Raw genomic sequence first — 7,293 nt, forward strand, 5'->3', positions numbered from 1 at the left:
GTGCCTCAGCCCTTGACCGCGCCGGCGGTCAGCCCGGCCGCGAGGTGGCGCTGCACGATCATGAAGAAGATGACCACGGGCGTGGAGACGATCACCGAACCGGCCATCAGCGCCCCGTAGTCGGTGCCCTCGCTGGTGACGAAGTGCGTGAGCCACAGCGGCACGGTGTACTTGTCGGGACTGGCCAGGATGAAGTACGCGAACAGGTACTCGTTCCAGGCGAGGATCATGGCGTAGACCGAGGTGGCGATGAGGCCGGGCAGGGTCAGCGGCAGGATGATCCGGCGGAACGCGCCCATCCTGGTGCAGCCGTCGGTCATCGCGGCCTCCTCCAGGTCCTTGGGGACGGAGGCGACGAAGCCGCGCAGGGTCCACACCGCGAAGGGCAGGATGAACGCCAGGTAGGTGACGACGAGTCCGGGCACGGAGTCGGACAGGCCCACGTCGCTGAGCGTCAGGAAGATCGGCACCACCAGCGCCACGTGCGGGACCATCTGCACGAGCATCACCGCGGCCAGGTAGGTGCCGCGGCCGCGGAACCGGAAGCGGGCGATGGCCAGGGCCGACGCGAACGCGACGAGCACCGCCACCGGGACGGTGATGCCGGTGACGAGCGCGCTGTTGCGCACCGCGTCCCAGAACAACGGGTCGTCGACCACCTTGCGGAAGTGGATGAGCGAGGGGGTGTGCGGCCACAGTTGCGGCGGGTCGGCCTCCATCGCGGGGGTGGACTTGAAGGCGGTGGTGGCCATCCAGTACACGGGGAAGATCCAGACGGCGATCACGAGCACGCCGAGGGCCGTCCAGACCGCCCTGGCGGCGGGCCTCGCGCCGGTGGCCGGCCGCTCCCGGCGGCGGGACCTGGCGGGTGCGGGCATCACGACAGCTCTCCGATCTTGGCGATCTGCCGCAGGTAGACCACCATCACACCGAGCAGCGCGACGACCGTGAGGACCGCGGTCGCCGAGGCGAGCCCGTAGTCGTGGCCGGCGTACGCCTTCACGTAGGCGTAGATGCCCAGCGTGTAGTAGTCCGACGAGGGCGCGCCGTTGCGCAGGATCCATATCTGGTTGAAGACCTGGAAGTCCCAGATCACCGACAGCGTGGTGAGCATCGCCAGCAGGGACCGGAGCACCGGCAGGGTGATGTGCCGGAACACGCCCCACGGACCGGCGCCGTCCATGCGGGCCGCCTCGACCAGCTCCGACGGTATCTGCATCAGGCCCGCGTACAGGGTGATGGCGATCAGCGGCACCGCGCCCCACACGACCACGGCGGTGGCCACCGCGAGGCCCTGGGTGGCGTCGGTGTACCAGTTGTGCGGCTGGATGCCCAGCGCCCAGTTCGCGACGCCCGAGTTGTACTCGGTGATCCAGTGGAACACCTCGGTGGAGATGAAGGTCGGCACCGACCAGGCCATCACCAGGGCGAAGGTCATGCCGCGCCGGCACCACGCGGGCACCTGCCGCATCAGCAGCGCGATGCCCAGGCCGAGGCCCATGGACAGCCCGACCATGGCGACGGTGAGCACCACCGTGCGCAGCAGGACCGTCCAGAACGCCGAATCGCCCAGCAGCTTGGTGTAGTTGTCGAGGCCGACGAACGTCGGGGCCGACGAGGCGCTGAAGATCTGTGCGACGCCCCACTTCTGGGTGGACAGGATCACCACCTTCACCAGCGGGTACGCCAGCACGCCGAGCAGGACGACGAGGGACGGCGCGATCAGCACGTACGGGGTGCGGTCGGCGCGCCGGCGGGCCGGCGCCGGGGGTTCCGCGGTGGTCGCGGACCTCCGTGAGGGAGCCAGGGACGTCATGGTGGCGGTTCCATCCGTGCGGGGGCCGCGGGCCGGCGCCGGCCCGGCACTGCTCGGGCGGACGGCGCCGGACCGCGGACGGGCGGTCGTCAGGAGGCGTTGAGGGTGTCCTCCATCTTCTTCCCGTACGTGGCGGTGGCGTCCTCGACGCTCATCTTCCCGGTGGCGATGTCCGCGAGCATCTGCTTGATCGTCAGGTCCTTCTCGACCTGCGCCCAGTTCTTCGCCGCCGGGACGTTCCAGCTCTGCTCCAGGCCGACGAAGTAGCCGGCGCGCTCCGGGTCGTCGGACGTCAGGTCCAGGGTGTTGGCGAGGAAGCCGCCGGCCAGGAACTCCTTCTCACGCTCCGTGGAGGTGAAGTCCTTGATCCACTCCTCGCCCCACGTCTGCTCCTTGCTCTTGGCCGTCACCGCGAGGACCGAACCGCCCATGTACGGAGGCGCGTACGAGCCCTCCTTGGTGGGGCTGGGCATCGGGAACGAGCCGACCTTGCCCTTGAGCTTCGGGTCGCCCTTGTCGGCGCTGTAGACCTGCACCAGCTGGCCGTTGGTGGAGAAGCTCATCGCGGCTTTGCCGGCCACCAGTGCGGGGACGGCGCCGAGGTCGTCGCCGGTACGGTCACCGCGCATGCCCGCGTCGATCAGCGCCTTCCAGTTCTTCAGGCCCTGGACCGCGGCCGGTGAGGCGAGGTCCGACTTCCACTTTCCGTCGGAGCCCTGGGTGGCGATCTGGCCGCCGTTGTCGTAGACGAACGGCAGGGCGCCGTACGGGTGCTGGCCGGGCATGAAGAAGCCGGAGAAGCCCTTGTCGCTCTTGTGCTTGTCCATCAGCTTCTGCACATCGGCCAGCAGCTCCTTCCACGTCTTGGGCGGCTGGGCGATGCCCGCGGCCTGGAACAGGTCCTTGCGGTACACCACCGCGCGGGTTCCGCCGTAGTACGGGACGCAGAACAGCTTGCCGTCGTTGGTGCAGGCGTCGACGAGGCCCTTCTGCCACTTGTCGCTGCCGTCGAACATGGACTTCTTCGCCGTCAGGTCGACGAACGCGCCGGCCTGCACGTACTGCGCGGTCTCGGAGTTGCCGAGCTCGATGACGTCGGGGACCTTGTTCGCCTGCGCCGACGCGTCGAACTTGGTGAGGTGGTCCGCCCACGCCTGGTACTGCACGGACACCTTCACCTTGGGGTACTTCTGGTTGAAGGCGGCGGTCGCGGCGGCCACCGACTTCGGCCACAGGGACTGGGCGTCCACCTGGAGCCACACCGTCAGCGTGCCCGAGGCGGACGCGCCCTGGTCCTTCTGTCCGGAACCGCCGCTGCCGCCGGAGTCGCAGGCGGCGGCACCGGCGAGCAGCAGGGCGGCCAGGGCGGCGGTGGTACGGAGTTGGCGTCGCATGGGCGGGTACCTGCTCTCTGTCCTGGGCGTGGCCGTGAGCCGTGCCGTAGGGGTGCGATGCGGTCCGCGGCGGTTCTCCCCCGGGAGCGGTCGCAGGCTGACAGCCGGCCAGTGGTGGCGGCAATCACGCAGGTCAAAGTTCACTGACGCTGAACACGCCGCCGTAGCACGGCCGGTGGGCCCCGGCCGCGTCCACTGCCGGTGAACTCCGGCCGTCCCGATGGCTTTCGCCCGCCCGCCGCTCCTACTGTTCGGGCACGCCGACGGGTTCGGAGGGCCGTGGTGGTGACAGTGCTGGGCGTGAGCAGCGGGACCCCGCGCGGCGCGGCCTTCCGCCGGCAGCCGCACGGCGACGTCCGGCCGGGACCGGGGAAGCCGCGGTGAGCGCCGCCCCCGAGGCGGCGGCGGGCTCCCTCTGGTCCGGGACACGGGCGGTGCTGCACCGCTGGGCGGGCGAGGAGGACTTCGCCGCGGGCCGGTTCGAGGGCACCCGGTGGCGGGACGGCGCGCTGCGGCTGGCCGCGCCGGTCGGCCGCGCGGCGTACCACGACCCGTTCGGGCACGGTTGCCTGGACTGGGAGTTCGCCCGCTGGACGTCGCCGTGGACGCAGCTCCCGTTCGCCGCGGCGGACCTCATCCCGTCCTGGTCGGCGGACGCGCCGGACGGCACCCGGGTCGACGTGCTGCTGCAGGTCCGCGACGGCTCGGGCGCGGTGTGGGGCTGGTACGTGCTGGCCCGCTGGTGCGCCGGAGACACGGTGGTGCACCGTGCCACGGTGCCGGGTCAGAGCGACGGCGGCGGCCGCGTCGAGGCGGACACCTTCCTGGCCGGCCCGCTGGGCGTCCGCGCCAGCCGTGTCCGCGTCGTCCTCGCCCGGCGGGCCGGCGGCTTCGTGCGGCCCTCCCTGACGCGCGTGCAGGCGGCCGCCTCGCCCTACCCCCGGAGCAGGCCGCCCGGGCCCGGCCCGCGACCGGCCGGCGCCGGGCCGGGCACCGCGTGGGGCACGGTCCTCGACGTGCCCGGACGGTCCCAGGGCGCGCACACCGGGCACTGCCCCCAGTGGGACGGCGGCGGCGAGGCATGGGCGGGACCGGCCTGCACGGCGATGCTCGTCGAGTACTTCGGCCGCGGCCCCGCTCCCGCCGACCTGGCCTGGCTCGACCCCGAAGACCCCGCCCCCCAGGTCGACTTCGCGGCCCGCCAGGTCTACGACCACGCCTACCGGGGCTGTGGGAACTGGGCGTTCAACGTCGCCTACGCGGCGCGCTTCGGCCTGGAGGGGGCGGTGCTCCGGCTGGCGTCGCTGGTCGACGTCGAGGGCTTCGTCTCCGCGGGCATCCCCGTCGCGACCCCGCTGGCCGCCCGCAGCGGCGAACTCTCCGGCGGCGGTGCGGAGTTCCCGGCCGGCCACTTGTACGCGACCGCGGGCAACATCCTCGTGGTACGCGGCTTCACCGTCGCCGGCGACGTCGTCGTCAACGATCCGCTCGCGGCGTCCGACGACACCACCCACCGCGTCTACCCGCGCGCCGCGTTCGAGCGCGTCTGGCTCACCGGCGGCGCCGCGGGCGCGGCCTACGTCGTCCACCCGCCCGGCCACCCGCTCCCGCCCCGCCCTCCCGGCGAGCCGCCCCGCTGGTGACGCCGGTCCTGGACGAAACGTCCACCGGAATTCCCCAAGCCTCGACGGCTCGTCCATCGCCTGGGCGCGAGCGCCTCACTACCGTGGGCGTCCATGACATGCTCCCGCCACGGCCGGGGGGCCGTCCCGCCGAGCGGGTCAGGCGACCGGCGGACCCGCCACCTGAAGCAGGAAGCGCGTGCCGGGCTCGAGCGCCGTCAGGCGGTGCGGCAGCGCGCTGTCGTAGTGCAGCGAGGCTCCCTGCGTGAGGTCGAACTCCTGACCGTCGACCTCCGCGCGCAGCCGCCCGCCCAGCACGTGGCACAGCTCCTCGCCCGGATGGCCGGTGACGAAGCCGTGGTGGGCCGGCGTGCCCTCCGCCAGCACCGTCTCGAAGCGCCGCGCGCCGGGAGCGGTCAGCGGATACGTGCGGCCCTCGCCGTCGGCCCACTCCCGTCCGTCACGCGCCGGACGGTAGGTCGTGCTCAGCGCCACCGCGGCCGCCGTCCGTCCGCCGCCCCCGCCGCCCAGCAGCACCGACAGCGGGGTCTCCACGGCCTCGGCGATCCGGTGCAGCGAGTCCAGCGTCGGATTGGCGAGCCCGGCCTCCAACTGGCTCAGGAAGCTCTTGGACAGGCCCGTCCGGTCGCTCACCGCCTCCTGGGTCAGCCCCAGCCGCCGCCGCGACAGGCGCAGCCGCGCCCCCAACCGGGCCGCGGCCGCGTCGCTTCCACGCGCCGGCCCCTCCCGCAAGCCCCGCACCGTCCGCCGATCCCCCACGGTCCCTCGACCCCCTGACGCCACACCGGCTCCACTCGACCTCGGTTGGCCCCATTGCTTATCACGCTCAACACCGCTTTGGGAGGGTAAGGATGGACATCGGCCAACTCCCCGGCCCCCAACCGCTGGAGGACTGACGTGTTCCCGCACGCCTCGACCTGGTCCGACCCCCTCGCGATGCTCTCCGACGCCGCACAGGAACTCGGTGACGGCGAACGGGCCCTGTACGACGTGCTGTCGGCGGGCTACCCGCACACGGTGCTGCTGCGCCACGACGTCCTGCTGGAACGCAGCGGCGCGACCCGGCGCGACCTCCACCGCCTGCTCACCGCCGCGGGCTTCCGCGACCTCGCCGAGCTCCAGGCCCGCGTCACGGACAAGCTCAACGACGAACTGCGCACGCCCGTTGCCCGGTTCGAGATGCGCCTGGGACCGGCGGCGCGCGCCGGACTGCTCCCGCGCATGACCGTGCTGGAGTCCGACAACGTCGCCACGACCCTCAGCGAGCTCGACGACAACGGCGCGCTCAGCCTCGCCGTCGACGCGCTGCTCGGCGCGCGCCGCCGCTGGGTGACGGGTGCGTGCCGCAGCCACGCGTTCGCGCACCTTCTCGCGACCGACCTGTCCGCGGTCCTCGGCCAGGTCGCGCTCGTCGGCGGGCCCGCCGGACGCGAGATCGAGGCACTCACCGACGCCGGCACCCAGGACGTCCTCGTGGCCTTCGCCCTGCGCCGCTACGACGCGTCGACGATCCGGCTCGCCGAGGCGTTCGCCGAGTCCGGCGCGGCGGTGGTGGCCGTCACCGACGACGCGGGCGGGCCGTTGGCCGCGCACGCGACGGTGTGCCTCACGGCCGTGACCGCGAGCGCGTCCTTCTCCGACTCCCCCACCGCGGTGGCCGCGGTCGCCCACGCGCTCGCCACGCTGACCGCGGCGCGCTCCAAAGCGGCGGGGCGGCGCTTGGCGCGTCGCGAGGACGCGGTCCGCCGCTTGTCCGCTTACGCGGAGCTCTAGCCGCCAACGGGGTGCCCCCGGGGCTTGCTTCGGGGTGCCGCGCCGTCGTGGCTTGTCGCGCCAACGGGGTGCCCCCGGGGCTTGCTCCGGCCGCCTGCCGCGCCGTCGCGGCTTGTCGCGTTGGGGGCACCTCCCGGCCGAAGGCTGGGGGACCCCGCGCCCCTTCGGCCTCCGGGGTGCCCCCGGGGCGCCGTGGCCGTCTCCCGGCCGGTGGCCGGTTGCTCGCGCAGTTCCTCGCGCCCCTGGCGGTGCACGTTCGTGGGTGGGGTCAGGGGCCACTCCGGGAGTGTCTCCTCGAGCTTTGCATGGCGACTTTTTCCGTCAGGGTGCCCGGGGCCTTGCAAAGCTCTGCGGGGACACACCCGGATCGTCCCCTTCCGGCCGGTCCCCGTCTGCGGGAGGACCTTGGCCGTGCCCATGTCCCCCGCCGCACGGTGGATCAGCGGGAGGGGGTGGGGAGGAAGTGCTCCCCGCAGAGAAATGTGCGCGGCCCCCGGGCAAGACTGCGGACGAACCCGTATGCACATTTCCGAGGAGACGCTTCCGGAGCGCCCCCGACCCCACGGACAAAGGGCACGCACACCGGGGGCGCGGGGAACTGCGCGAACAACCGGCCACCGGCCGGGAGACGGCGACGTACCGCAAGGGGCAGGGCGTGTCCCGAAAG

The 7,293-nt window shown here is 72.9% G+C and carries 6 protein-coding genes; 2 read left to right on the forward strand and 4 right to left on the reverse strand.

The annotated features are described in order from the left end of the window. Nucleotides 1-5 precede the first annotated feature (5 nt). From BMW99_RS30530 to BMW99_RS30540, 3 genes are all read right to left on the reverse strand, one after another. Entirely contained in the window at nt 6-878 is an 873-nt protein-coding gene (locus BMW99_RS30530; protein ID WP_069465968.1) for a carbohydrate ABC transporter permease, read from the reverse strand. Beyond that, nucleotides 878-1,816, reverse strand: a complete 939-nt coding sequence (locus BMW99_RS30535) for a carbohydrate ABC transporter permease (protein ID WP_069465966.1) — start codon at nt 1,814-1,816, stop codon at nt 878-880. Before BMW99_RS30535 ends, BMW99_RS30530 begins: the two co-directional genes overlap by 1 nt. Before the next feature lie 89 nt (nt 1,817-1,905). Further along, nucleotides 1,906-3,210 (reverse strand): extracellular solute-binding protein, encoded by a 1,305-nt coding sequence (locus BMW99_RS30540; RefSeq protein ID WP_069465965.1) that lies wholly within the window; start codon nt 3,208-3,210, stop codon nt 1,906-1,908. A gap of 380 nt (nt 3,211-3,590) precedes the next feature. On the opposite strand from BMW99_RS30540, the gene BMW99_RS30545 reads away from it, so the two are divergent. Next, nucleotides 3,591-4,853, forward strand: coding sequence for a C39 family peptidase (locus tag BMW99_RS30545; RefSeq protein WP_075017943.1), 1,263 nt, complete (start codon nt 3,591-3,593; stop codon nt 4,851-4,853). Nucleotides 4,854-4,991: 138 nt separating this feature from the next. Here the strand turns inward: BMW99_RS30545 and BMW99_RS41520 are convergent, their stop codons facing one another. Beyond that, nucleotides 4,992-5,585: a helix-turn-helix domain-containing protein gene (locus tag BMW99_RS41520; RefSeq protein WP_177226121.1), complete on the reverse strand. Its 594-nt coding sequence runs from the start codon at nt 5,583-5,585 to the stop codon at nt 4,992-4,994. 165 nt (nt 5,586-5,750) lie between these two features. Here BMW99_RS41520 and BMW99_RS30555 point away from each other — a divergent pair, with 165 nt between their 5' ends. After that, a complete protein-coding gene (locus BMW99_RS30555) occupies nt 5,751-6,626 on the forward strand; it encodes a MurR/RpiR family transcriptional regulator (RefSeq protein ID WP_079176238.1) in 876 nt (291 codons plus the stop codon). Nucleotides 6,627-7,293 lie beyond the last annotated feature (667 nt).

The organism is Actinacidiphila rubida (assembly GCF_900110255.1).
GTDB classification, from domain to species: Bacteria; Actinomycetota; Actinomycetes; order Streptomycetales; family Streptomycetaceae; genus Actinacidiphila; species Actinacidiphila rubida.